Annotated in this window: 1 protein-coding gene; it reads right to left on the bottom strand. The window is 40.5% G+C overall.

What is annotated here, in order from left to right; all coding sequences use genetic code 11:
* Positions 1 to 343 precede the first annotated feature (343 nt).
* On the bottom strand, positions 344 to 1,245 hold a 902-nt coding region (locus tag AC1DWB_RS35540), incomplete at its 5' end, for a P-loop domain-containing protein (protein ID WP_477545771.1).

Genomic DNA, 1,245 nt, shown 5'->3' with positions numbered 1-1,245 from the left:
GGAATAGCATTCCTTGTCAACGCGTTTTACTGCAGCAAAATCTTCTATTGTAATTTGCTTTTCTTGAAATCCAAAAGAATCCACCCCTTCGTCGATGCTCAAGCTACAAATTACAATATGTTTGCAGGACTTTACTGGTATAGGCGGTTCTTCGTGCAAACCATTAATTCTTATCATTGTATGGAAGACTAATCCATATTCCCTTGATTTCCTTCTTTATCACGGACACGGCCCTGCTCAATATCGAGTGGGGCCTTTGTTTAGGTTAGCGCAGAGTCTATCCTACAGCCATCCTCCACTTAAACCCGTCTCCTAATTGGATAAACGTATATTTATGTCATAATTAGAGGTGTTCAGAGGGCTCAAGCTGAATAAAATTCAAACGCTTCATTCGGTTTATGACAGATAATACTTCATTAATTCTTGGTAATTCAAGCCATCTTTCGAAACCAGGAAAAAAGGAAGAAAATACACTATCCACACCTTCTCTCTCCATAGCTTCGAGAGCTTTTTTGATCTTTTCATGAAGAAAGATGAAGCGATCCTGATTACTTACAGCGATTTTTCGAATTAAAAAGGCAATAGCTGCAAGCTGGGCGTGTGATGTGATATTGTAAAGTCCTCTGATATCAATTTGTTCATCACCTATCATCATGTATCCCATGGTTGAAACCATCAGCCTTTCTGTACCACTGCCCTGTGGATAGCTCGAAAAGTGATCGCTGGTTATTTTTCTTTCTATCTCCCATTTTGTAAGGGGGATGCGTTCGCGTGGTTTGTCGTGTTCACATAATTTTTTTGCTTCCTGGGTCACGTTTTTCGGCACAAAACTGTCCATCAGGATGATTTGATCGGCAACAGACAAAAATTCACCGCTACCTCCAATAACAAGAACGGAAGATACCCCAACAGACTCATAAAGCTCCCTGACTCGTTCCGTAAAAGGTGTAATGGGTTCATGCTTGATTAATGAACGCATTTTGATGTCTTGAATCATAAAATTCGTCGCACTTCTGTCTTCATCAATAAGAAGAAGCTTACACCCGAAGTTGATTGCCTCCATAATATTTGCGGCTTGTGATGTAGAACCTGAGGCGTAGTCAGTCGAAAACTGTTCAGCCGAACTATTGGGTATCCATTTTATGAAAGGCGTAATATTGATATTTCTTATGGAACGGCCTTCCTCTGCAGATATTTCCATTGCACTTTGATCTGTAATCACAAATTCTCGTCCGTCACCCATGC

The sequence above is a fragment of the Paenibacillus sp. P4_E11 genome, from assembly GCF_056401635.1.
This window is presented reverse-complemented; position numbering and strand designations above follow the sequence as displayed.